19 protein-coding genes are annotated in these 21651 nt (G+C 71.4%); 12 read left to right on the forward strand and 7 right to left on the reverse strand.

Annotated elements, in window-relative coordinates; genetic code table 11:
• Positions 1-10: 10 nt before the first annotated feature.
• The gene (locus tag KY469_10135; protein ID MBW3663446.1) at positions 11-1054 is read left to right on the forward strand and encodes an S-adenosylmethionine:tRNA ribosyltransferase-isomerase; all 1044 of its coding nucleotides are present in this window, start codon (positions 11-13) and stop codon (positions 1052-1054) included.
• A gap of 85 nt (positions 1055-1139) precedes the next feature.
• Here KY469_10135 and KY469_10140 read toward each other — a convergent pair whose 3' ends face one another.
• Complete coding sequence (locus KY469_10140) at positions 1140-2537, reverse strand: response regulator transcription factor (GenBank protein ID MBW3663447.1); 1398 nt, start codon at positions 2535-2537, stop codon at positions 1140-1142.
• Between the two features lie 362 nt (positions 2538-2899).
• On the opposite strand from KY469_10140, the gene KY469_10145 reads away from it, so the two are divergent.
• Positions 2900-3721 carry a methyltransferase domain-containing protein gene (locus tag KY469_10145; GenBank protein MBW3663448.1) on the forward strand — a complete coding sequence of 274 codons (822 nt, stop codon included), beginning with the start codon at positions 2900-2902 and terminating at the stop codon, positions 3719-3721.
• A 37-nt stretch (positions 3722-3758) separates the two neighbouring features.
• Here the strand turns inward: KY469_10145 and KY469_10150 are convergent, their stop codons facing one another.
• Together KY469_10150 and KY469_10155 are read right to left on the reverse strand one after the other, a co-directional pair.
• Positions 3759-5471: a CocE/NonD family hydrolase gene (locus tag KY469_10150; GenBank protein MBW3663449.1), complete on the reverse strand. Its 1713-nt coding sequence runs from the start codon at positions 5469-5471 to the stop codon at positions 3759-3761.
• Between the two features lie 127 nt (positions 5472-5598).
• The gene (locus KY469_10155; GenBank protein MBW3663450.1) at positions 5599-7074 is read right to left on the reverse strand and encodes a PLP-dependent aminotransferase family protein; all 1476 of its coding nucleotides are present in this window, start codon (positions 7072-7074) and stop codon (positions 5599-5601) included.
• Between the two features lie 117 nt (positions 7075-7191).
• Here KY469_10155 and KY469_10160 point away from each other — a divergent pair, with 117 nt between their 5' ends.
• On the forward strand, positions 7192-7395 hold the full coding sequence (locus tag KY469_10160) for a hypothetical protein (protein ID MBW3663451.1): 204 nt from the start codon (positions 7192-7194) through the stop codon (positions 7393-7395).
• A gap of 34 nt (positions 7396-7429) precedes the next feature.
• Positions 7430-8539, forward strand: a complete 1110-nt coding sequence (locus tag KY469_10165; protein MBW3663452.1) for an EamA family transporter — start codon at positions 7430-7432, stop codon at positions 8537-8539.
• 425 nt (positions 8540-8964) lie between these two features.
• Here the strand turns inward: KY469_10165 and KY469_10170 are convergent, their stop codons facing one another.
• Entirely contained in the window at positions 8965-11181 is a 2217-nt protein-coding gene (locus KY469_10170; protein MBW3663453.1) for an NADP-dependent isocitrate dehydrogenase, read from the reverse strand.
• Between the two features lie 197 nt (positions 11182-11378).
• The gene (locus tag KY469_10175; protein MBW3663454.1) at positions 11379-12320 is read right to left on the reverse strand and encodes an SDR family NAD(P)-dependent oxidoreductase; all 942 of its coding nucleotides are present in this window, start codon (positions 12318-12320) and stop codon (positions 11379-11381) included.
• A gap of 134 nt (positions 12321-12454) precedes the next feature.
• Between KY469_10175 and KY469_10180 the strand changes: the two genes are divergently transcribed.
• Positions 12455-13120 carry a DUF2695 domain-containing protein gene (locus tag KY469_10180; GenBank protein MBW3663455.1) on the forward strand — a complete coding sequence of 222 codons (666 nt, stop codon included), beginning with the start codon at positions 12455-12457 and terminating at the stop codon, positions 13118-13120.
• 130 nt (positions 13121-13250) lie between these two features.
• Here the strand turns inward: KY469_10180 and KY469_10185 are convergent, their stop codons facing one another.
• The gene (locus KY469_10185) at positions 13251-13493 is read right to left on the reverse strand and encodes a hypothetical protein (GenBank protein MBW3663456.1); all 243 of its coding nucleotides are present in this window, start codon (positions 13491-13493) and stop codon (positions 13251-13253) included.
• 145 nt (positions 13494-13638) lie between these two features.
• Positions 13639-16380: a hypothetical protein gene (locus KY469_10190; GenBank protein ID MBW3663457.1), complete on the reverse strand. Its 2742-nt coding sequence runs from the start codon at positions 16378-16380 to the stop codon at positions 13639-13641.
• Between the two features lie 194 nt (positions 16381-16574).
• On the opposite strand from KY469_10190, the gene KY469_10195 reads away from it, so the two are divergent.
• The 7 genes from KY469_10195 to KY469_10225 all read left to right on the forward strand — a co-directional run.
• Positions 16575-17504, forward strand: coding sequence for a carbon-nitrogen hydrolase family protein (locus KY469_10195; protein ID MBW3663458.1), 930 nt, complete (start codon positions 16575-16577; stop codon positions 17502-17504).
• Between the two features lie 93 nt (positions 17505-17597).
• Entirely contained in the window at positions 17598-17939 is a 342-nt protein-coding gene (locus KY469_10200; protein ID MBW3663459.1) for a TfoX/Sxy family protein, read from the forward strand.
• 194 nt (positions 17940-18133) lie between these two features.
• A complete protein-coding gene (locus KY469_10205) occupies positions 18134-18388 on the forward strand; it encodes a hypothetical protein (protein ID MBW3663460.1) in 255 nt (84 codons plus the stop codon).
• Positions 18389-18504: 116 nt separating this feature from the next.
• Positions 18505-19287 (forward strand): patatin-like phospholipase family protein, encoded by a 783-nt coding sequence (locus tag KY469_10210; protein MBW3663461.1) that lies wholly within the window; start codon positions 18505-18507, stop codon positions 19285-19287.
• Between the two features lie 3 nt (positions 19288-19290).
• Positions 19291-20376, forward strand: a complete 1086-nt coding sequence (locus KY469_10215; protein ID MBW3663462.1) for a 1-acyl-sn-glycerol-3-phosphate acyltransferase — start codon at positions 19291-19293, stop codon at positions 20374-20376.
• A 255-nt stretch (positions 20377-20631) separates the two neighbouring features.
• Positions 20632-21258 (forward strand): hypothetical protein, encoded by a 627-nt coding sequence (locus tag KY469_10220; GenBank protein MBW3663463.1) that lies wholly within the window; start codon positions 20632-20634, stop codon positions 21256-21258.
• A partial coding sequence (locus KY469_10225) for a hypothetical protein (GenBank protein MBW3663464.1) occupies positions 21246-21651 on the forward strand: 406 nt, incomplete at its 3' end. The genes KY469_10220 and KY469_10225, both read left to right, overlap by 13 nt.

Genomic DNA, 21651 nt, shown 5'->3' on the forward strand with positions numbered 1-21651 from the left:
GTCTCCGACCATCGCCCGGCGGGCGTCCTCCGTCGCACCCGCCCCGCGCCCCGCGACCGAACCGCCGGAAGCACGCGGTCGGTCACGAGACGACGTGCGGCTGCTCGTCGCCAGGGAGCACCGCATCACGCACGCCCGCTTCCGCGATCTGGCCCTGCACCTCGAGCCCGGCGATCTCGTGGTCGTGAACACCTCGGCGACGCTGCCCGCGGCGCTCGACGGCACGCGGCAGGACGGGGCGCCCGTCACGGTGCACGTCGCGACCCGTCTCGACGCCCGGGGCGAGTGGATCGTCGAGCTGCGTCGCCCCGACGGGACCGGCCCCCAGCTCGACGGTCGACCGGGCGAGGTGATCGGTCTGCCGGGCGGGGCGCGGGCTGAACTGCTGACGCCCTGGGATGCGATGGCGTCCCGTCGCGGTCCGAGGCTGTGGCGTGCACGGGTAACCGGGGTCGACGATGCGGTCCCCTACCTCCACGCGTACGGCCAGCCCATCACGTATGGCTACCTCGAGGGGCGCTGGCCGTTGGCCGCCTACCAACCGCTCTTCGCCCGTCGCCCCGGAAGCGCCGAGATGGCCAGCGCGGGGCGGCCGTTCACGACCCCAGTGGTCGTCGACCTCATCGCAGCAGGCACCACCATCGCCCCCGTGACCCTGCACGCAGGGGTCTCGTCGCTCGAAGCAGGAGAGGGACCGCAGCCGGAACGCTTCGAGGTGCCCGAGCACACCGCCGCCCTCGTGGAGCACACGCGTCGGCGTGGTCGACGCGTCGTTGCGGTGGGGACCACGGTCGTGCGTGCTCTGGAATCCGCGATCGATCGCGACGGGCGCGTCCGAGCGCGTTCCGGCTGGACCGACCTCGTCCTCGGTCCGCACCGCCTGGCAGCCGTCGTGACCGGTCTGGTCACGGGCTGGCACGACCGCGGCTCCAGTCACCTCGACCTGCTCCAGGCCGTGGCGGGGCGCGAGCTGGTCGAGGCCGCGTACCACGCTGCGGGGCGAGCCGGGTACCGCTGGCACGAGTTCGGCGACAGCTGCCTGCTGTTGCCGTGACGCGATCAGCCCTGGCAGCTGTCGGTGAACGCCGCCCCGATGTCGTGGTTCTCGAGGATCCCCACGAGCGTCGTGAAACGCTCCGTCATGGTTGGTTCCCAGCGCGTAGGAGCGCGGCGGCGGCCTCGGTGCGGTTGGTGACGCCGAGCTTGCCGAGGATGTTGCTGACGTGGTGCTCCACGGTCCGCAGGCTGATGAACAGCCGCGCCGCTATGTCCGCGTTGGACAACCCTTCGGCTACCAGCTCTAGCACCTCCCGTTCGCGTTTGGTGAGCACCTCCGCCGTGCGGGGCGCGGACCGGGCGCGGTGGCCGAGCCGCCGCAGCAGCTGCGCGGCCCGGTCGGCCTCCCGCTGCGCCCCGAGCTCGTCGAGCGCCGTGAGCGCAGCGGTGGCCTCGGCAGCGGCGAGCTGGGGGCGCTCGTCGGCGAGCACCGAAGCGAGGGCGAGCCGCGTGCACGCGAGGTCGAGGATCCGGTCGGTCCGGGTGAACGCATCCAGCGCCGCCTCGAAGGCGGCCTCGGCGGACGCGTCCCCACGCGACGCGGCGACGCGCCCCGCCGTCGCCGCGGCCAGTCCCGCCACGCCGGCCAGTCCCGTCCCACGGGCGAGCTGCTCCAGCTCGTCGGCCACCGCATCGATCAGCGCAGCATCGCGGTCCGTGTCGGCGCGGGTGAGCTCGGCTTCGACCCGCAGGGCGAGCACGTCCGCCGAGAGCACGCCCCGTCCGCGACGGGCCAGGAAGCGGTCGAGGACGGCGGCGGCGAGCTCAGGCTCCCCGCGAGCGAGGTGGATGCGGGCCAACGGTCGCGCCGCCTCCGAGCGCCCCTCGTGTCCCGCGACGAGGGCGGCGGCCTCGTCGATGCGGCCTTGACGCGCACGCAGTTCGGCCATGCGCAGCAGGGCTTCGTAGCGTGTGCCGACGTACGTCTCGGCGTACAGGTCGAGCGCCGTCTGCAGCTCGAGTTCCGCCTCATCCCACCTACCGGCGGCGGTCAGCAGCCCACCGAAGTGCATGCGACAGATCGCCGCGATAGGCAGTTCACCGGTCCGCTCGACGTAACCGTCGACCGCTGCCAGCCATGCGGTCGCGCGCTGGATGTCAGCGAGCATCTCGCAGGTGTGGAACAACGTGCAGTAGATCTCGCCGGCGGCCCAGGGGTCATCCACGACGCCCCCGGACACCGCCGCCACGGCCTCGTCGATCAGGCGCATCCCGCGTTCGGGCTCATCGCGCTCGACGTGCGCCTTGCCGAGGTAGGCCAAGGCGTCGAACTCCAGACCGCTGTCGCCGTGACGCCGTGCCACCTCGAGTGCGACCGTCGCGTGCCGTTCGCGCTCGTCGGGGTCAGCGGTCGTGCCGGCGAGGAACAGCTCGGCCCAACCGTGCTCGGGTGACTCCTCGAGGTCAGCCAGGAGCCTCTGGGCGTGCGCGAGCCAGCCGTTGACCGCCGCAGCGTTGCCGTAGATCAGGCCGTGCAGCATCGCGAGCTGCGTGGCGACACCTGCCGCACGTGCGTGATCGCCGCGCTCGCGGAGGCCGACGAAGGCCCGTTCACGCAGCGCCAGCGCCTCGGGGTAGCGCCCCTGCCAGTAGCGCGCCTGCCCGAGCCCATCGAGCGCGTCCGGTGTCGACCGCTCCTCCAGAGCGGCCTGGAAGCAGTCCGCCGCCCCCTCCCAGTCGCACGCCGCCAGGGCCGCACGGCCGCGCGCCAGCTCATCCACCCCCAGCTCCTCCACGGAGGCCAGGATGCCAGAGACCCCGTGTCGGCGACCCGTGGTTCCACCCATGAACCGCGCGTCCGTCTCCGCCACGATGGCGCTGACACATCGAGGGGAGGACGGACGTGAGTGCGACCGAGCTGGGATGGCAACTGGACGAAGCTGGCGCGCGAGGCTACGAGGACAACCTCGTGCGGATCTTCATGGATCCCTGGGCACGTGATCTACTCGAACGCGTCGGGGTCGGCGCGGGGGCGTCGCTGCTCGACATCGGCACGGGGACCGGGATCGTCGCCCGTCTCGCCACGGCGCTGATCGGGCCGTCGGGACGGATCGTCGGCGTCGACGTCAACCCCGCGATGCTGGCGGTGGCGGGTGAGCTCAGTGCCGACCTGACACCGGCGATCGACCTACGCCAGGCGTCCGCCGAGGAGCTGCCGTTCGATGACGGCACCTTCAGCATCGTCGTGGCACAGCAGGTGCTGCCGTTCTGCGACCACGTGGCCGCGCTGGCGGAGTTCCACCGGGTGAGCACGCCGGGGGCCAGGCTGGGCATCGCCACCTGCGGATCGCTGCCACACCAGCCCGGTTACCGCGTCCTCGTCGATCGTCTGGAGCACCACCTCGGCGTGGAGGCGGCACGCACCATCGCCTCGCCCTACTCGTTCGGCGACGTCCGGGAGGTGCGGGGGGCGGTCGAGGCGGCGGGGTTCACCGACATCGTGACCAACATCGCCGTGACCTCGGTGCGGTTCCCGTCGGCGGCGGCGTTCGTCCAGGCGGAGCTGTCGAGCTCACCGCTCGCCGACACGCTGGCGTCCCTCGACGCCGACGTCCTCGAGGGCCTCGTCGCGGATCTGGGCGGGGCGCTGGCGAGCCACACCGACGACGACGGCATCGTCTTCCCCTTCGAGACCCTCACCGTCACCGCCACGCGCCCCGCCTGACACCCAGCGCCTGGCGCGGGCAACTGCTCCCGCACGATCACTCGGGGTCGCGCATCGGGGGCGGGATGGCACCTTCGACCTCGGTGGCGGCGAGCAAGGCGGGATCCACGCGGACGATGCCGGCGGAGCTGAAGTTGGACGGGTCCCCTTCGAGGTAGACGTCCGCGGGGCGCGTGAGCGTCAACAGCGGCAGGTCGAGCGTGGCCGCGTCGACCGACACCGTCGTCTGGGTGACGCCGGGCGAGTACCAGCTGTCCTCCGAGGCGTTGACGAACACGCCGATGCGGTGTCCCTCCCGGATCAGGAAGTCCTGGGGGTAGAGGGTGAAGCTCACCTCGTTGGCGCCGACCTCGGTGAGCGCCACCGCGCCGCGGTGCACGAGCTGACCGTTGCCTGCGGCGTCGAAGTCGTACACGCGCACCACCAGGTGCGCGCCGGGCGCCTGCGTCGTCGCCTCGACGTGCATGGTCATCTCGCCCGCGATGTGCACGTCGTGGGGCAGAACGGGGGTCGTGGACCAGAACCCGGCCGCGCTGCTGGACCGTGTCTGCGGCTCGTCGATGTACGTCCCCGGGTTCAGCGGCATGGGCCAGACCTCGACGTCGGCCGGCGGCCACTGCTCCTCCGCGCGCCACGTCCCGTTGAGCCCTCCGGATTGGACGGTCACGGGCGGGTCGGCGACCTCGGACTCGATGCCGAGCACGTGCAGGTTGAGGAACCGGAACGCCTCGTCGAGGAAACCGTCGCGGCCCACTTCCGGCTCGTGCCCACGGCGATGGTCGTGCTGGGCGAACCACGCCTGCTTGGGACCGGTGAGTGAGGTCCAGATGTCGGTGCCGACCATCTTGGTGTTCGCGTCGTGGAAGCCGTGCGACCACAGGGTGGGGACGGAGGATCCGGCCGCGTTGCGGTAGGGCTCCCGGTCGGCCCAGTAGGGGTCGTCGCGGTCACCGATGACGTTCATGGCCTGCCAGTCGACGCGGCAGTCGGGGTGGCCCTCGATGCCGTCGACGTTCGACTCGACGTAGTCCTGGTTGGTCGCCGAGCCCTGTGACACCGGCGGGAACAGGTCGTCGGCGGTGTACACGCTCGTCGTCGCGTAGCGCCCCGTCGCGTAGTGGACCCCGCTGTGCCACAGCGCCGTGTAGCCCGACAGTCCCGGCGCCTGGATCACGGTCGCCGCCAGGTGCTCCGACCCGCTGCCGAGCGCCAGCACCTGTTGCGCCGAGTCGTAGGACTTGCCCCAGAGCGCGACCTTCCCGTTCGACCACGGCTCGGTGCCGGCCCAATCGATGGTCTCCTTGGTGTCGAGGAACTCGTTCTGGCCGTAGTACTGGAAGCAGCCGCCGGAGCCGCCGAAGCCGCGCACGTCGACCGCCACGTACGCCCAGCGCCCCGCCTCGAAGTCGGGGTGCTTGAACACCTCGGGGAAGCGGACGGGGATGTCGGTGTTGAGCACTCCCAGCCCCCCTCGCGCCCCGCCGTTGGGCGACGTGTAGGGCGTGATCGACACCAGGACCGGGTGCTCCTCGTCTTCCGCACGATCCTCGGGGAGGTACACCCCGGCGTGCAGTTCGACCCCATCGTGGCTGGGGTACCACGCGTCGAAGTACTCGTAGCCCTCGGGGATGACCAGCTGCTGCGACGTCGAGGTAGCCGGTGAGCCGGCCGGGGCGGCGGCGACGAGGCCGAGCAGCAGCCCGGCCACCGCGAGCAGGGTCAGGGGGCGACGGGAGGGGGAACGGGTCATGGCGGCGCGGTCCGTAACTGACGGCGACAGGGGTGTACGGGGACTTCGACGTCGGGCGGTGTGGGTCCTTCTCCGGAGAACGGGGAGGAACCACGACACCGGCGCCCACCCCGCCCCGGCCGCCCGCTCAGACGACGAGGGCCTCGCGACGGCGGACGTCGCCGCGCCGGGCGAGATCGTCCCACGCGGCGGCGAGGCGGCGCACCCCGTCGTCGATGACCTCGGGTGGGGCGACGAAGGTCAGCCGCACCCGGTCGTGGTGCTCGCGGGCCGCGATGCCGAACGTCGGCCCCGGGGCGACCGCGACGCCGTGTCGATCGACGGTCGCGGCGAACATCGCAGCGTCGTGCGATGGCAGCTGCACCCACAGGGCGAGGCCTCCGGCGGGGCGCGTCCAGCTCCAGTCCGGCAGCTCGCGCCGCAGCGCGGCCTCGAGGTGGTCGAGCTGTGCGGTGAGCTGCTCCCTCCGGCGCCCCGCGACCACGTCGGTCTGCGGGAGCAGCCGCGCAGCGACGAGCTGGTCGATGATCGGTGTGCCGTAGTTCGTCACGGTCTTGATGCGACCGAGCCGCTCGATCGTGACCGGGTCGGCACGGACCCAGCCGATGCGCAGACCGCCCCAGAAGACCTTGCTCATCGATCCGACCGTGAGCACCGGGGCGGTCGGGTCGGCGGCGGCGATCGGGGCGGGCGGCGGTGTCTCGAACCACAGCTCCTGCTGCACGAGGTCCTCGATGACCGGGACGTGGAACTCCGCAGCGAGCCGTGACACCTCCCGACGTCGAGCTGCGTCGAGCACCACACCCGTCGGGTTGTGGAAGTCGGGGACGAGGTAGACCAGTCGGGGCAGCGACCGCGCGAGGATGTCAGCGAGCTGGTCGGTGCGCGCCCCGTGGTGATCCACGTCCACCCCGAGCAGGCGACCACCCACCGAGCGCAGGACGTCGAGCGCCCCGACGTAGGTCGGGCTCTCGACGGCCACCGGGTCGCCCGGCTCGACGAACAGACGCGCCGCGAGGAGCACCGCCTCGACCGCACCGGTGGTGACCATGACCTGCTCGGGTGCCGTGCCGAGTCCGCGGTCGGTGAGGTGTTCAGCGATGGCCTCGCGCAGCGGGGGAACGCCGAGCGGGACGTACCCGTGGCCGCTGGTCCAGCGCTCCAGCGTGGCGTCGTCGAGCTCGCGGGTCGCGGTGAGGACCTCTGGAGCACACGGCACGGCCGCGGCGACGAACTCGATGCGGGCCTGGGGTCGCCCCGACAGGTCGCGCAGCAGCGCGTGCTCGTCGAGCTCCTCGACCAGTTCGCGACGACCCTCGTCGGGGGCGGGGCGGCGACGCGCCACGTAGGTCCCCGACCCCTGGCGCCGGTCGATGAGCCGCGCGGCGTCGACCTCCTCCAGCGCGGCGGCGACGGTGCTGCGGCTCACCGACAGCTCCGCGGCGAGCTCGCGCTCGGGAGGCAGGCGCACGCCTCCGGGGATGCGCCCCGTCTCGATCCCGGCGACGAGCGCGGCCCCGAGTCGGCGGTAGAGCGGGCCCTCGCCGTGGGTCCAGTCCCCCAGCACGGCGCGCAGACGTGGGAGTGGCAGCAGCTGCGCCATATCCGATCCATTCCGGCTTGATTGGCACGCCCATCGTGCCACATCATCGGTCCACTCCGCCAGCTTGGCACGCGATAAGCAAGCCAATCTAGGCGAATGGATGGGAAGGTTGGTCACATGTTCGAGCTCTGGTGCCCCACAGACAGCCGGCACGTGCTGCGCTGGTCGAGCCACGTCGTGCACGTCGCGCACCCCGCGCCCGGGGCGATCGACCTGATCGTGCGCTGCGAGTGCGGGGCGCGCGTCCTGTGGCGCACCGGCCGTGCGCGCGCCGGCCACGACGAGTTCGTGCACGGCATCGACGCCCTGGTGGCGGCGTGACACCAACCGAGACGGACCCGCGCCGAGTGACGACGTGACCGCAGCCGAACCGACCCGCCTCCGCGTCGCGGTCGCGCTGGCGACCGTCTACCTCGTGTGGGGCTCGACCTACCTCGCCATCAAGATCGGCCTGGACGAGCTGCCGCCGTTGCTGCTGGCCGGCGTCCGCTTCACCCTCGCCGGCATCCCGATGTACGTGTGGGCGGCCAGGCGCCACCGACGGGCCACCGGCGAGCGGTTGCGCCCCACTCGCATCGAGTGGCGCACCGCCGTGATCGCCGGAGGGCTGCTGCTCGTCGGCGGCAACGGGGCGGTCACCGTGGCGGAGCAGGACATCGACTCTGGGCTCGCCGCGCTGCTGGTCGCGAGCGTGCCGCTGTGGATGGCGCTGCTCGACCGCGTCGTGTTCGGACGCCGCCTGTCCAGCCCCGCGGTCGCGGGACTGGCGCTGGGGTTCCTCGGGGTCGCGCTGCTCGTCCGGCCCGACGGCAACGGCCAGCTCCTGGCCTCGTTGCTGGTGCTCGGCGGGGCGCTGGCGTGGGCATGGGGGTCGCTGTACTCGCGGGGCGCCGCGCTGCCCGCCGACCCGATCGCCTCGACCGCGATGCAGATGCTCGGTGGAGCCGGACTGTTCCTGATCCTGTCCGCGGCGACGGGCGAGTTCGCTGACGTGGACGCGGCGGGCATCGGCTGGCGCTCGGTCGCCGCCGTGAGCTACCTCGCCGTGTTCGGCTCGGTGGTCGGGTTCACCGCCTACACGTGGCTGCTGCGCGCGGTCCCGGCCTCGACCGTCTCGACCTACGCGTACGTCAACCCGGTCGTCGCGGTGTTCCTCGGTTGGCTGGTCCTCGGTGAGCGGCTCGCAGCGATGACGCTCGTAGCCGCGGCCCTGGTCGTCGTGTCGGTGGTCCTGATCGTCGCCACCCGTGGACGGACGGTTCAGCCCGCGATGAGCGGGATGCGGTTGAGGTCGATCACCGATCCGTCGCGGGCCGAAGTGTCGAACACCTCGAGGAACACGACCTGGCGCTCGGACACGTCGGCCGAGGCCGCGAACGAGAAGTCCCCGACGCAGCCGGTGCCGCACGAGGCGGTCGTGTTGCCCTCGTCGAGCACCGCCCCGTCCGTGTCGACGACGCGGTAGGCGACGTTCGCCTCGAACGTGCTGGCGCACCCGGTCACCTCGAACGGCCCGCTGACCGACGTGCCCGGCGAGGGCGACAGCACGAAGATGAAGGCGAGCTCGGCCGGTGGGGAGTCCGGACCGGTCTGCTGACAGGGCTCGGGTAGCGCGTCCGCGGGCGTCCCGGTCCCGGTCGGGGTGGGCGTCGGACTCGGTTCGGTCGGCGGCGTCGCCTCGGTCGGCGCCGCCGTGACGGTGCGCGTCACCGTGACGGTCGGGGCGGGCGACACGTCATCGTCGTCTCCGCCGCACGCCCCGAGCGCCAACGCTCCGACGATGACCAGCACCAGGCCGTGAGTTCGCACGCTGTCTCCGAGGTCGGTCACCCCACGCTAGCGAGCGAATCAGCGCTCGCCGCAGCCGGGGACGGGTGTCCCGTCAGCTGCTCACAGGGTGGCGAGGAGGCGGTTGAAGGTCTCGCTGGGGCGCATGGCCCGGGCGATGCGATCGCGGTCGGGGTAGTAGTAACCGCCGATGTCGACCGGCTCGCCCTGGACCTCGATGAGCTCGCGGGTGATGTCGTCCTCGGCTTCGGCCAGCGACTCGGCGAAGGCCTTGAACGTCGCGGCCAAGTCGGTGTCAGCGTCCTGCGACGCGAGCGCCTGCGCCCAGTACAGAGCGAGGTAGAAGTGGCTGCTGCGGTTGTCGGGCTCGTTGACCTTGCGTGACGGTGAGCGTGCCTCCTCGAGGTAGCGCTCGGTCGCTGCCTCGAGCGCGTCGGCGAGGACCTGCGCCCTGGGGTTGTCGGTGGCGTCGGCGAGGAGCTCCAGGGACGGCGGGAGCGCGAGGAACTCGCCGAGGCTGTCCCAGCGGAGGTGGTTCTCCTTGACGAACTGCTGCACGTGCTTGGGGGCCGACCCACCCGCCCCGGTCTCGAACAGCCCGCCTCCGTTCATCAGCGGGACGATCGACTGCATCTTGGCGCTGGTGCCGAGCTCGAGGATCGGGAACAGGTCGGTGAGGTAGTCGCGCAGCACGTTGCCCGTGACCGTGATCGTGTTCTCGCCGGCGCGAGCCCGGTCGAGCGCGAACCTCGTCGCTTGGCGGTAGCCCATGATCGAGATGTCGAGCCCGTCGGTGTCGTGGTCCTGCAGGTAGCGCTCGACCCTGACGATGAGCTCGCGGTCGTGGGCGCGATCCTCGTCGAGCCAGAACACCGCGGGCCAGCCGGTCGCGCGGGCACGGCTGACGGCGAGCTTGACCCAGTCGCGGACCGCGTCGTCCTTGGTCTGGCACGCGCGCCAGATGTCGCCCGCCCCGACCTCGTGCTCGATGAGCACCTCGCCCGAGCGCGCGTCGACGACCTGGACCTTGCCGCGGGCGGCGATCTCGAACGTCTTGTCGTGGCTGCCGTACTCCTCGGCCTTGCGGGCCATGAGCCCCACGTTGGGGACCGTACCCATCGTGGTGGGATCGAACGCCCCGTGCTCCTGATGGTGCTTGATGACCTCGTCGTACAGCGGGGCGTAGCTGGAGTCGGGGATGACGGTCTTGGCGTCCTGCTGCTCGCCCGCCGGGTTCCACATCTGTCCCGAGGTGCGGATCATCGCTGGCATCGACGCATCGATGATGATGTCGCTGGGCACGTGCAGGTTGGTGATGCCCTTGTCCGAGTCGACCATCGCCAGGTCGGGACCGGCCTCGAGCGCGGCCTGGATGTCGGCCTCGATCGGTTCGCGCTCCTCGGCGGGCAGCTCCTCGAGGTCCGACAGCAGGCTGCGCATCCCCTGGTTGGGATCGATGCCGAGACGTTCGAACGTCTCGGCGTGCTTCGCGAAGACGTCGGCGAAGTACACCCGAACGGCGTGGCCGAAGATGATGGGGTCGCTGACCTTCATCATCGTCGCCTTGAGGTGGATCGAGAACAGCACGCCCCGCTGCTTGGCGTCCTCCACCTGCTCAGCCAGGAACGCGACCAGCGCGTCCTTGCTCAGGTAGGTGCCGTCGAGCACCTCACCCGCCTCGAGGTCCAGGGCGTCCTTGAGCACGGTCACGGTGCCGTCGGCAGCGACGTGTTCGAAGAGGACGGTGGTCGCCTCGGGCACGGTCACGGAGCGCTCGTTGGAGCGGAAGTCGTCCGCACCCATCGTGGCGACGTGCGTCTTGGACGCCTCGGGCCACTCACCCATCGAGTGGGGGTGGTGGCGGGCGAACTCCTTGACGGATCGCGGGGCACGGCGGTCGGAGTTGCCCTCTCGCAGCACCGGGTTGACCGCGCTGCCCTTGACGTGGTCGTAGCGCTGCTGGATCTCGCGCTCCTCGTCGGTCGCCGGCTCGTCGGGGTAGTCGGGCACCGCGAAGCCCGCCTGCTGCAGCTCCTCGATGACGGCCTTGAGCTGGGGGATCGACGCCGAGATGTTCGGCAGCTTGATGATGTTGGCCGCGGGCGTCTTGGCCAGCTCGCCGAGCTCGGCGAGCGCGTCGGGGACACGCTGCTCCTCGGTGAGGTGGTCGGGGAACCGCGCCAGGAGGCGCCCTGCCAGCGAGATGTCGGCTACCTCGACCTCGACACCCGCCTGTCCCGCGAACGCGCGCAGGATCGGCAGGAACGAGTTCGTGGCGAGGGCGGGGGCCTCGTCGGTGTAGGTGTAGCTGATCTTCATCGGCGGGTTCATCGGCGGCTACCTCGGCGGGTCGTCGACGGGCGCGGTCGGGGACCGAACGCTACCCGCCCTGGCGACCTCGCCCGGCGCGCGCGAGCGCCGCGACATCGCTCCGGCGGCGCGCGGTGCCGAACCGCATCAGGCGGCGCGCGCGAGCGCCGCGACATCGCCCCGGCGGCGCGCGGTGCCGAACCGCATCAGGCGGCGCGCGCGAGCGCCGCGACATCGAACGTCACGCCGGTCTCACGCTCGCTGACCTCCCACAGCGTGCGCGCGGGCTTGCGCGCGACCGACCAGCCCACGAGGGGCCGACGGACGGCCGCCCCGGTGTTGACGAACCGGGGCGCGTACAGCTGCCCTCCCCGCGCTGCCGGATCGGTGGCGGCGCGCAGCTGCGGCAGCGCCCCGCGCTCCACCGACATCCCGGTGTTGCGTGACATCCACGCCCAGAAGCGCGGTCCGAACCCACCCTCGTTTGCCTCGACCGTGCGCTTCTGCAGGTCGCTGTAGGTCAGGCCAGGGTGGGCCACCAGCGACTCGACCGGCGCCCCGGCCGCCTCGAGGCGTCGGTTCAGCTCCACCGCGAAGTGCAGGTTGGCGAGCTTGCTCTGCCCGTACGCGCGCCAGGGCCCGTACCGCTTCTCGAGGTGCGGGTCATCGGCGCTCACCGGCAGGCTGAGGAACCGCGCGGTCGACGTCACCGTGACCACGCGCCCCGCACCGCTGGCGATCAGCGCCGGTAGCAGCCGCGCGGTCAGCACGAAGTGGCCGAGGTGGTTGGTGGCGAGCTGCAGCTCGAAGCCGTCCTCGGTGCGGATCTCGGGTGTCGCCATCACCCCGGCGTTGTTGACCAGGATGTCGAGCCGTGGGTGCCCGGCGAGGATGGTCGCGGCGGCCTCCTCGACCGAGGCCATCGAGCTGAGGTCGAGCGCCACCACCTCCAGTGACGCGCCCGGGACATCCTTCTCGATGTCGGTGCGGGCCTGCTCGGCCTTGTCCAGGTTGCGTGCGGCCATGACCACGTGAGCGCCCTTGCGAGCGAGCTCGCGCGCGGTCTGGAGTCCGAGCCCGCCGTTGGCGCCGGTCACGACCGCGACGCGGCCGGTCTGATCGGGGATGTCGTCAGCGGTCCAGGTCACGGGGACTCCTGCGGGTGACGGTCGGGGGCATGCAACCACGCGGGACGCTCGTGTCCACAGGGGCGACGAGATCAACGTTCCGCTTCGGCGGGGCGCGGCGCAGACTCGCGTGAGGTCGATCGAGGAGGGACCTCGTGGAGCGGACGACTTCACACCCGGCAGTGCAAGAGGGCTTGGCCGCCATCGAGACCGCGGTGGCCGGCATCGACGAGGCCAAGAACCTGCTCGCCGAGGCGCGGCGGGACATCGTGCGCAGACTCCGGGAGGTGATCGTCGACGACGATCCACCGCTCGAGCTGCTGCGGGAGCTGTACTGGCACCACGACGAGGTGCGCGTACGCGACCTCGCCGAGGGCTTCGGCGTGACACCGCAGGTGCTGCGTCAGCTCGCGGGGCGTCTCCAGGTCGAGACGACCTGCAGCGACTGCGGGGAGCCGATGACCGTCGAGCGCCGATCGCGGTCGGACGAGATCCGCTCGCGTTCGACGTGTCCGCCGTGTCGCCGACGGTGGATGGACCGCTTCACCGGCTACGACAACGTCGCGCGGTTCCACCCGCCCGCCGGCGCCCCGTACGGGGCGCCGTACCGCGACTCCACGGATGGTGCGTTCGGCGAGCTGCAGGAGTACCTCGCGCTGAGCCTCGGCCCCGGCGAGTGCGACGGCAGCCTCCAGCTCACCGAGGAGTGGGCGAGGTCAGCGGGACGCGACGTGGATGGCGTCCTCGCGACGGTCCGCGAGTTCGGCGGGTACTGCGACTGCGAGGTGCTCTACAACGTGCCGCCCGACGTCTTCGCCTAACGAGCGGGTGCAGATCGACCCGCTACCCGGGCCCCGATGCACACGCTCGCCGTAGCCCCACCCCAGCGGGTGCAGATCGACCCGCTACCCGGGCCCCGATGCACACGCTCGCACGTCGGATCGGTGCGCGTCACGCCCCGCCGGTCGACTCGACGTCGCGAGCCTCGTCGAACTCAGCGTCCTCGGTGACGAACTCCGCCGGGGCGCCCGACTCCGAACCGGCGTCCTCACGCAAGGGGTCCTCGTTGGCCTGCGGGGCGTCGGGGCGGCCGCCCTCGTCCTGCGCCCCGGCATCGCGGGGGCTGTTGGGCCCCTCGTCGATCGACTCCGCGCGGTCGGGACCGTCGGTCTCGGGACCCACGGTGTCGCTCATCGCCTCTCCGGTCTGTCGCGTAGCGCCAGGGTCTCCCACGCACTGATCCCGTCCGCGCCCCGCGCCCCGCCCGAACGACCAACCTCAGTGGGTGCAGATCGACCCGGCACCCGGGTTCGGATGCACACGCTCAGAGGAGGAGGGGTCAGGGGCGGCCGAGGGCGTGGGCGCCCAGACCGGTGAGGCCGAACAGCAGCAGCGCGAGCGGGGCGAGGCCACCGCCGGTCGCCGGGAGCGCCCCGGCGTGGCCCGCCACCTCACCGGCAACATGGACGTGCGCCGCACCCGCGAGCGACGCGGTGGCCTCGAGCTCCGGAACCGAGCGGTCGGACGGCGCGACCGTCGCGGCGCGCCCCGAAGCGTCGAAGCGCACCTCGACCGCCTCGGGACCGTCGGCGCCCTCGACGCAGTAGATGTAGGCGGCTCCGTCGCGGTCGACGGGCTGGCCGATCGCCGTGAGGAAGCCCTCGACGTTGCCTCCGAGCGCGGCGTGGATGTCCTCGTGCTGCAGCGTGGAGTTGTCGGTGACGCACTCACCGCCGCCGTAGACGGCGCGCTCCCACATGCGCAGGTAGGACTCCGAACCGTTGAGCATGTCCGCCATGATCGCCTCGGCACCACGCCGGTCCGCGTGGCGCTCATCCGCGGCGAGGCGCAGCTCGTGGAACCAGTCGGCGAACAGCCCGTAGTGCGCGACGCCGTCCGTGTTGATGTCGTAGGTCCGCAGGCCGGAGGTGTGCTGCAGCACGCGAACGCCGCCGACCGGTGCCTCCCACCCGCCGGCGTAGTCGACTGGCTCGGCAGGGTCGTCGCGTGGGCTCGGCTGACCCCCGAAGCCGTTGGTGTCCGCGCCGTATCCGAGCCCGAAGAAGTGTCCCTCCGGAGCGTTGGCGTCGGCCCAGTCCCGGTGCCGCTCCCACCGGTCGGTGAAGCCGGCCGCGTCGTCGGTGCGGGGCGCGACGTGACCGTCGAGCTGGTAGATGCGCTGGTACGCCACGTCGTTGGCCCAGCTGTGGCTGGAAACGACGGCCGGCTGGATCGCGGGGCGATCCTCGGCTGCGGCGGCGTCCTGCTCCGCCGGGATGAGCTCGTGCTCGATGAGGTCGAGCGCCCCCCGGATACCCGAGGCGCTCATGTGGTCGGGGTCGAGGATCATGCCCTTCTCGACCATGCGCGTGACGAGGTGGCGTCCGAGTTCGCTCAGCCCGCGGGTGTTGCAGTGCGGAGCGGCCGGGTAGGCCGGGGCGACGAAACCCTTGGTCGGGGCGAACTGGTCGATGATGGCACCCGCGAGGACGTCGATCTCGTCCTGGCCGCCGTCGGGGAAGTCGTCCTCGAAGTTGATCTGGGTCTTGTCGTGCTCGTGGTGGACGTGGCCCTCGTCCTCCTCACAGGCCTGCATGTCCCACCAGTGGCCGGTCACCCACCGGTTGCCGGTGTTGACGACGATCCCGGTCGCCCCGCCATCACCGGTCACTCCGCTGAGCGCGTTGTCGAACTTGTTGATCAACTCCATCTGACGCACGCCCATGTCGTAGACCTCGTCGAGGCGTTGGTCGATCTCCGCCTCGGTGCACTGGGGGACGTCGAAGATCTCGCCGCAGTCGAACGGCACCGACACCTCGATGCCGAGCACGACCGCGAGGCGCCCCGCGTTGATGGTCTCACGCGCCTGCGTCGGCGAGGTGACGATGCGCAGCCAGCCCTCGCCCGGTCCGCCGCTCTGGGCGTCGATGTAGTCCTGTAGCTCGAACAGGCGCAGAGCCTGCAGCCGCACCCCGTCCATCTCGTTGCACGAGTTGCGCTTGTGCGGGTAGGCCTGACACAGCGCGGTGTTGTCGACCAGAAGGTTGGTCATCAGCCGCAGCCCGCCGAGGTGCGCGCGCTCCAGCCAGCGGTAGTAGAACTGCTCGTGGGTCAGCGAGTCGTGCCGCGGCCAGTACCCGAAGGTCGGCCAGCCGACGGTGTCGTGGCCGGCGACCGGATCGCCACCGGAGACGACGATCTCCAGGACCGCTCCGTGGCCACCCGGCTCGTGGTCCTCGCAGTCGACGAGGGCGTACTCGACGCCGTACGGGTGCCAGGGTCGACCGCAACGCACCTCACCGCCGAGGAACTCGAACGCCATGCCGTGCACGTGCGCCTCGAAGAACCCCTGCACGGCCGCGGCGGGACCGTCGGGGTTCGGGGCGGGCTCGCCCACGGTGTCGGTGGAGATCTCGGGCCAGTTCGCACACCCGCTGCCGTTGGGGTCGTCGTCGGTGAGGTCGTCGTCGGCGACGTGGTGGAAGGCGAACTCGCCGAGCGCGTAGCCGCCGTCGGACTCGGGCAGGCGCACGTGGTAGCTCTGGGTCTCGCCGGCCTCGACCTCGACCTTGCGGTCGGGGTCGTCACCGGTCGCGACGATCTCCCAGTCGCCCTGCGGGCTCGGCTCGGTCGCGATCGCGGCGGCCCCGGGGATCGCCCCGGCGACGAAGTCGGTCGGGGCGGTCACGTACCCGCGCACGTCCCACCACCCGTCCTCGTAGGCGGTGTCGGGACCCTCGTTGGTGGCGAGGAGGTAGCGCCCCAGGCGCGTCGCCTGCAGGTGCAGCGGCGTCGCCGCGTCGGCGTCGTCGGTCAGCGTGACCCGGTTGCCGTCGCGAGACAGCCACTGGCCGTCGGGGCGCTGCATCGTGTAGCAGCCGCCCGCGAGCGCGTAGCGGTCCTCGGGCTGCGACAGCCGGTCGTCGACGTCGCGGTCCTCGACCAGTTGGAACGGCGTGATCAGCGCAGGTGACGCCGGGTCGGGGTCGGCGCCCGCCCCGGCGGCTGGCAGCACCATCGTGAGCGCGGCGAGCGCGGCCCCGACCGCGGCAGCACGCTCGACATGGAGGTAGCGACGCATGAGAGGCCTTCGGGCGGGACCGATCCGGGCGTTACCTCGGGTATTCGCCCCGACACCCCTCGTTCCCTGCCGCGCGCCCCGCCCGCCCCGACCTCCACTGCGTGGAGACTTGTGCTCACCTGTGAGGCTAAGTCTCCACGGAGGCGGGGTCGGAGCGGGAGAGACGGACGATGGAGTCACCGATCGGAGCCAGCATGCGCGTCGCCGTGACCAACATCCGCCCCGCGTGGCTGCAGCCCGCCGAGAGCACCAAGATCGTGGTGCGCACGCTCGAGGAGGCAGCCGCGCAGGACGTGCGGCTCATCACGTTCGGCGAGACGCTGCTGCCGGGCTACCCGATGTGGGCCAACTGGACCGACACCTCCGACCTGCGCAACCGCTCCGCCGCCGACGCCTACGCCCGCTACCTCGCGGCCGCGGTGGATCTCGACGGGCCCGAGGTCCGCGAGGTGGCGACCGCTTGTATCGACCTCGGGATGTTCTGCTACCTCGGCATCGCCGAACGTCACCACGGCTCCACCTTCGCGACGCTGGTCGCGATCAGTCCCGACCGCGGGATCGTCGGGGCGCACCGCAAGCTGCGGCCGACCTACGCCGAGCGGCTCGTGTGGTCGCCGGGTGACGGCAACGGCTTGCGCTGCCACGACCTCGACGGCTGGCGCGTCGGCGGGTTGAACTGTTGGGAGAACTGGATGCCGCAGGCTCGCGCGGCGCTCTACGCCGACGGCGAGTTGCTCCACGTCGCTGCCTGGCCAGGCGCACGACGACTCACCAAGGACATCACGAGGTTCACGGCCCTCGAGGGTCGCGTGTTCGCCCTCGCGTCAGGCGGCGTCATGGACGCGACCTCCGTGCCGGACGACTTCCCGCTCCGCGACCAGCTGCTCGACGCCCTCGAGGCCGGGGGGTTCGACTACGACGGCGGCGCGGCGATCGCCGGACCGGATGGGGCGTGGGTGCTCGAACCGACGAGCGAGGAGGGCATCCACGTCGCCGACCTCGATCTCGACTCGGTGCGGCGTGCCCGATCGAACTTCGACCCCGCCGGCCACTACTCACGCCCCGACGTGTTCCGGGTCGAGGTGGACCGCCGCCGCCAGGTCGCCGCCGACTTCATCGACTGACGAGCCGCCGACCGGCAGCCCCCGCTGCGTGGAGACCTGTGCTCACATGCGAGCAGTACTCCACACGCAGCGAGGTACGCGAGAGGAGGCGCGGTGAAGATCCCCAAGCCGACCAACGAGGACAAGGAGCGGTTCCGCTCGCTCGTCCCCGACGCGCCGGAGGTCGAGGTCAAGCCGATGTTCGGCAACCTCGGGGCGTTCGTGAACGGCAACATGTTCATGGGCCTGTTCGGCAGCGACGTCGGCGTTCGCTTGCCGGAGGAGCAGCGCCAGCGCGTCGTCGCTGACGGCGGCACGGCCTTCGGTCCCGCGGAGCGTCCGATGAAGGACTACGTCTCGCTGCCCGCGGGCTGGACCGACCGTCGCACCAGGACGTGGACACGCAAGGCACACGACCACGTCGCCGCGATGCCGCCCAAGAAGCCTAAGCGCTGACCGATCCGTCACCGGATCGAGGTCCGGCGCGGCTGCGACTTCCGTGAACCGACGGTCGCGGCGGACCGGGTGAACCGTTTGTGGCCTACGGTACGTATGGAGGAGCGAGGGCGGGTCTGCCTGGACGGTGCCCGCCCGACGGAGAGAGACGCCCACCGCGGCTCGCCGTGGGGCGCTCGAGACAGGAGGGGAACATGAGGAAGCTGCTCACCGCATCCATCGCTTCGGCCGTGCTCGTGCTGGCTGGAGCAGCACCCGCGTTGGCCCACCAGGCGGGACCGTGCAACGACAGCGACGGGGACGGTTCGTTCAGCGGGCAGGAGTACGCCGCGCACCACATCGTGGCCGCTGCCCACGTCGGTGGTCTCGGCTCGGACAACCTGCCCGTGGGTCACCCGGGCAACGGCCACAGCCCCGGCTCGCACCAGGGCTTCAGCGCGTGCCTCTGACGCCCCAGTAGCCTGACCCCGATCGGGTCGGGAGGCACGGGTTGCAGGCTCCGCACGCCCCCGAGGTCGCCTACGTCCTCGGGGGCGGCGGCGTTCTCGGGGCCGCCGAGGTCGGGATGCTCCAGGCGCTCGACGAAGCCGGCATCCGCCCCGACATGGTCATCGGCACCTCGATCGGCGCCGTGAACGGGGTCGTGGTCGCCTCGGACCCGCACGGGGCGGCGGAGCGCCTCGAGAAGCTGTGGACCGATCTCGGCGACGACAACCCCTTCGGCGGGTCGGTCATCGCGCGCCTGGCCACGCTGACGCGGACCCGTGTCGCGCTCCACGCGATCGAGCCGCTCCGCGAGCTGCTGGGGCGCGTCATCCCCGAGCGCCGGTTCGAGGACCTCGCCGTCCCCTTCCAGTGCGTCGCCGCGAGCATCGAGCAGGCTCGGGGCGTGTGGTTCGAGAGCGGCGAGCTGCTCGACGCCGTCCTCGCCTCCACGGCCGTGCCGGGCCTGCTGCCTCCGGTCCGCGTCGGCGACGAGCATTTCTACGCCGGGGGCCTCGTGCACAGCGTTCCCATCGGCCGCGCACTGGAGCTCGGGGCGACGGAGGTCTACGTGATGCACGTCGGACGCATCGAAGCCCCCCTCACCGCCCCGACCTCGCCGCTGCAGGTCGGCCTGGTCGCGTTCGAGATCGCCCGTCGGCACCGCCTCGTGGACGAACTCGACGAGGTGCCCGAAGGCCGAACCGTCCACCTCCTGCCCACCGGCGACCCGCCCCGCCACGACGACCTGCGCAACCTGCGCTACCGCAGCACCGACCGCGTCGCCGAGCGCATCGAGACCGCCCGAGCCGCGACCGCGGACTACCTCCGCTCCGTCGTGGAACAAGACCCGACCGGAGGCTGAGCCATGCCGCCCCGTTGGCTGCGCCGCGTCCTGTTCGCTCCGGCGGTCCTCGCGCTCGTGGTGTTCATGCTGGTGTCGATGCCCCTGGCCGCCGTCATCGCCGCCGTCGCGGTGCCCTTCGTGCCCGGACGCTGGCGTCCCGTGCGCGTCCTGTGGTTCACGTTCGTGTACCTGCTCGTCGAAGCGATCGGGCTCGTCACGGCGTTCGGGCTGTGGGTCGCGAGCGGCTTCGGTTGGAAGCTGCACACGCAACGCTTCGAGGACGCGCACTACCAGCTGCTGCGCTTCCTCCTGGGGTTCCTCGTGCGATCGGCGCGCTGGACGTTCAACCTCTCCATCACCATCGATGAGGAGGATCTGCACACCGTCGAGGGAACGGGGCGGCCACCCATCATCGTGCTCGCGCGCCATGCCGGTCCTGGCGACTCGTTCCTGCTCGTGGCGATGCTGCTCATCCGCGGGTGGCGGCCACGCATCGTGCTCAAGTCGAAGCTGCAGTGGGATCCCCTGCTCGACGTGATGCTCAACCGACTGCCCTGCCGCTTCATCCCGGCCACCCCCGCGGGACGTGCGGCCTCGGTCCCCGCGATCTCGGCGTTGTCCAGCTCCATGGGCTCCGATGACGCGCTGGTCATCTTCCCCGAGGGAGGCAACTTCACCGAGAAGCGCCGTCACCGTTCCATCGCGAAGCTCGAGGAGCTCGGGCTACACGAGCAGGCCGATCAGGCCCGAGCCATGCGCCACGTCCTCGCGCCCCGCACGACCGGGGCGCTCGCCGCGATCAACGCCGCCCCGACCGCCGACGTGGTGTTCGTCGCCCACACCGGCCTCGAGGACCTGTCGACGCCCGTCGACCTCTGGCGCGGGTTGCCGATGGACTCCGACGTCTCCGCGAAAGCCTGGAGGGTGTTCCCGCCCGACATCCCGCGCGATCCCGAGGAGCAAAAGGCGTGGCTGTTCCGCTGGTGGGTCGAGGTCGATCGCTGGATCGTCGAGCGGCGGGGCGTCGAGCGCGTCCCCGATGCCATCGTTCGTCGCGCCATGGACCTCAGCGACATCGACTTCCACCCCGACGACGTGGGCGCCTGACCCACGCGCAACCCCCCCCCGCCTCCCCTCCCTCGCCGAACTCCTCCCCCGATCATGCGTGATATCCAGGTGATCCGGGGGAGAAGTCGGGCGACCTCCGCGCCCGGGGCAAGCGGCGCTTCTGCGGAAGCAGGGCCGCAGCACCGGCGTCTTCCCCAGGCGGTGCACCACTGGCCTACCGCGGCGCCGGGCCCTTGGGTACGGTGCGAGCTTCCGGTGGCTGAGGGGATGCCGGTGCGAACGGGGGTGCGGCTCATGGCGGCTCTGACCGCGGTGGTTGCGGTGTGCGGGGCGTGCGCGTCAGGCGACGCCGACCCGACCGCGTCACCTTCGCCGCTCACCTTCGGCCCGCCCTCGTTCCCCGCCACAGCGGCCACCACCCCTGATGACCCCTACGCCATCCCCGACACCATCGACGCCGCCTACATCGAGAAGGTCTACGGGGCGCTCGCCGACGTCTTTCTGGACGCCGAGTTAGCGCTCGCTGACGCCTTAGGTGCTCAGACAGTACTACCCCCAGAGATACGTGACCGACTGCGAGCCATCTACAGCCCAGATCGGTTCCCGATCATCGCTGCCCGCTGGCAGCAGTACTTGACGGATAACGACCCGCCTCCGATCCCAGCTGACCCAGGTCCCGTCAGCATCCACGTGATAGAGATCGTCGAGGTGTCCCGAACATGTCTCGTCGCTCTGGCCGAGTACGACCTGAGCCGGTCGACGGCATCACCTCCGACCGAACCGGTGGAGCAGTATCTCGCACTCGTTCCAGCTGATCCGGAGCGAGATCCGAACGCCTTCAACCCGACCCCGTGGGAGATCGCGTACGAACTCACGGTTCAGAGCGGGGAGCCCAACCCGGAAGCTCCATGCGAACGGTGACCGTGGTCTCGTCGGTGCTCGGAACGTTGCTTCCGTTCCTGTGGTCTTCACCCGCTGGCGGCCAAGTCGCCGACGGCGACTGCGACCTGGACCCCATCATCGGACAGATCGTCTGTGAAGGCGAGATGGAGGTTCCGGGGGAGCCTGGGGAGCCGGGTGACGGGGAGTCCGGTGGCAACGCCCCGAACGGGATCTGGGTCTTCTACCCGGTGGTCTCCACGGGGCCGGATGGCGCCCCGTGCATCGGGACGTCGGGTGAGTGGGCGGCCGACGAGGTCGAGGCGGACGCGATCCGGCTCGCCCGAGGTCGGGAGTTCTTCTTCGCCTACGAACGCGACGCCGCGGACGGACCCATCGCCAACTGCCCCGACGCCGGCCCCGGCGCCCCGGGCG

This window comes from Actinomycetota bacterium (genome assembly GCA_019347575.1).
Classification (GTDB): Bacteria; Actinomycetota; Nitriliruptoria; order Nitriliruptorales; family Nitriliruptoraceae; genus JAHWKY01.

What these genes read in the sequence shown, in the direction of transcription:
- KY469_10190 (MBW3663457.1), bottom strand. Translation starts at nt 16,380, where the DNA reads ATGCGTCGCTACCTCCATGTCGAGCGTGCTGCCGCGGTCGGGGCCGCG.
- KY469_10170 (MBW3663453.1), bottom strand. Translation starts at nt 11,181, where the DNA reads ATGAAGATCAGCTACACCTACACCGACGAGGCCCCCGCCCTCGCCACG.
- KY469_10150 (MBW3663449.1), bottom strand. Translation starts at nt 5,471, where the DNA reads ATGACCCGTTCCCCCTCCCGTCGCCCCCTGACCCTGCTCGCGGTGGCC.
- KY469_10155 (MBW3663450.1), bottom strand. Translation starts at nt 7,074, where the DNA reads ATGGCGCAGCTGCTGCCACTCCCACGTCTGCGCGCCGTGCTGGGGGAC.
- KY469_10205 (MBW3663460.1), top strand. Translation starts at nt 18,134, where the DNA reads ATGAGGAAGCTGCTCACCGCATCCATCGCTTCGGCCGTGCTCGTGCTG.
- KY469_10160 (MBW3663451.1), top strand. Translation starts at nt 7,192, where the DNA reads ATGTTCGAGCTCTGGTGCCCCACAGACAGCCGGCACGTGCTGCGCTGG.
- KY469_10220 (MBW3663463.1), top strand. Translation starts at nt 20,632, where the DNA reads ATGGCGGCTCTGACCGCGGTGGTTGCGGTGTGCGGGGCGTGCGCGTCA.
- KY469_10210 (MBW3663461.1), top strand. Translation starts at nt 18,505, where the DNA reads ATGCTCCAGGCGCTCGACGAAGCCGGCATCCGCCCCGACATGGTCATC.
- KY469_10195 (MBW3663458.1), top strand. Translation starts at nt 16,575, where the DNA reads ATGCGCGTCGCCGTGACCAACATCCGCCCCGCGTGGCTGCAGCCCGCC.
- KY469_10185 (MBW3663456.1), bottom strand. Translation starts at nt 13,493, where the DNA reads ATGAGCGACACCGTGGGTCCCGAGACCGACGGTCCCGACCGCGCGGAG.
- KY469_10215 (MBW3663462.1), top strand. Translation starts at nt 19,291, where the DNA reads ATGCCGCCCCGTTGGCTGCGCCGCGTCCTGTTCGCTCCGGCGGTCCTC.
- KY469_10140 (MBW3663447.1), bottom strand. Translation starts at nt 2,537, where the DNA reads ATGCTGCACGGCCTGATCTACGGCAACGCTGCGGCGGTCAACGGCTGG.